The organism is Neisseria sp. P0021.S005 (assembly GCF_051956955.1).
Map to the genome: position 1 here is coordinate 1 of NZ_JBQCWY010000645.1, position 1,736 is coordinate 1,736.

Annotated in this window: 2 protein-coding genes and 1 pseudogene; 2 read left to right on the forward strand and 1 reads right to left on the reverse strand. The window is 53.5% G+C overall.

Annotated elements, in window-relative coordinates; genetic code table 11:
• A pseudogene (locus ACTHUE_RS17840) lies at positions 1-194 on the forward strand (multidrug ABC transporter ATP-binding protein); the annotation flags it as partial.
• A 110-nt stretch (positions 195-304) separates the two neighbouring features.
• Here ACTHUE_RS17840 and ACTHUE_RS17845 read toward each other — a convergent pair.
• Complete coding sequence (locus ACTHUE_RS17845; protein ID WP_003686578.1) at positions 305-1,033, reverse strand: TIGR00730 family Rossman fold protein; 729 nt, start codon at positions 1,031-1,033, stop codon at positions 305-307.
• 141 nt (positions 1,034-1,174) lie between these two features.
• On the opposite strand from ACTHUE_RS17845, the gene ACTHUE_RS17850 reads away from it, so the two are divergent.
• Positions 1,175-1,736 (forward strand): pseudouridine synthase (locus ACTHUE_RS17850; protein WP_440424089.1); only part of this gene is annotated, 562 nt, incomplete at its 3' end.

A 1,736-nucleotide genomic window follows, 5' to 3' on the forward strand; every position in this document is an offset into this window, starting at 1 on the left:
AAACCGTGATTGCCATCGCCCACCGCCTCTCCACCATCGCCGCGATGGACCGCCTCATCGTCTTGGACAAAGGCCGCATCATCGAAGAAGGCAGCCACACCGAGTTGCTCGAGAAACAAGGCCTGTACGCCAAACTTTGGGCGCACCAAAGCGGCGGCTTCTTGAGTGAGCATGTCGAGTGGGAAAACAATTAACGCTTTGAAAGAAGATAAAAGGCCGTCTGAAAACATTTTCAGACGGCCTTTATTAATGAAGCAAAGGGTAGGTGGGATAACCGCCCTTTGTCAGTTGAAACCTTAGTTTTTTACAGCCCCAGTGACCAAGCATTTTGGTGTTCGGACAAGTCTTCCAGGCGGTTTTCGTAATGGGCGAAGATTTCTTCGATGATTTCGTCTTCGTCGTCGATGACTCGAATCAAGTTCAAATCCTCTTCCAAAATCAGGTTTCTGCCCAGCAACTGCTCGCGTATCCAGTCCAACAGTCCCGCCCAAAATGCTTTGCCCACTAAGATAATCGGGCGGTCGGGCGTTTTGCCGGTTTGCACCAAAGTCAGGCTTTCAAACAATTCGTCCAGCGTGCCGAAACCGCCGGGCATGACGACATACGCCACAGCGTGTTTGACGAACATGACTTTGCGCGGGAAAAAGTGTTGGAATTTAATCGACAAATCCTGATAGGGATTGGCTTTTTGCTCGTGCGGCAACACGATATTCAGCCCCACCGCCGGACTTGCGCCTGCAAACGCGCCTTTGTTGGCCGCTTCCATAATGCCCGGCCCGCCGCCGGAAATGACGGAAAATCCGGCATCCGACAGTTTGCGGGCCAAGCGCAATGTGAACTCGTAGTCGGGATGGTTTTCAGGCGTGCGCGCGCTGCCGTAAATGCTGACGGCTGGTTGAATGGCGCGCAATTCTTCGCCGGCTTCGACAAATTCGGAAATAATCTTCAATACATGATACGACTCACGCGCCTGAATATCGCGGCGGGTTTCGTCGGGCAGCATGGGTTTGGGCAGTTTTTTGAGCAGGCTCACGGCTTTTCCTTCGTGTTTTTATGTGCGGTATTGTAACCCGAAAGGGGCGAGCCGTCTGAAAGTTGGGTTTCGGCGGCAAGTGTGCCTGCTACATTTTCAAAAGCCCGTTACAATATCTGCTTTTATTTTCACTGCTCCGCCATGCTAGATATTATCCACCGCGACAGCCGCACCATCGCCGTCAACAAACCTGCCGGAATGCTGGTGCACCGAAGCTGGTTAGACAAACACGAAACCCGTTTTGCCGTGCAGACCCTGCGCGACCAAATCGGACAGCACGTCTATCCCGTCCACCGCCTCGACCGTCCGACTTCCGGCGTCTTGCTGTTTGCCCTCGATACGGAAGCCGCACGGTTATTGACGCAGCAGTTTGAAAACAAAACCATCGAAAAAACTTATTGGGCGATTGTTCGCGGTCATCTGCCTTCAGACGGCCTGATTGATTACGCCCTCAAATATATGCCCGACAAAATCGCTGAAGCGCAGACCGAAGCCACATTGCAGGAAGCGCAAACTGCCTACCGCTGTCTGGCACAAACCGAGTTGCCGTTCCAATCCGCCCTGCGTTACCCGACCTCGCGTTATTCGTGGGCCGAACTCACGCCGCACACCGGCCGCAAACACCAACTCCGCCGCCATATGAAACACATTTTCCACCCCATCGTCGGCGACACCAACTACGGCGATTTGCGCCAAAACCATG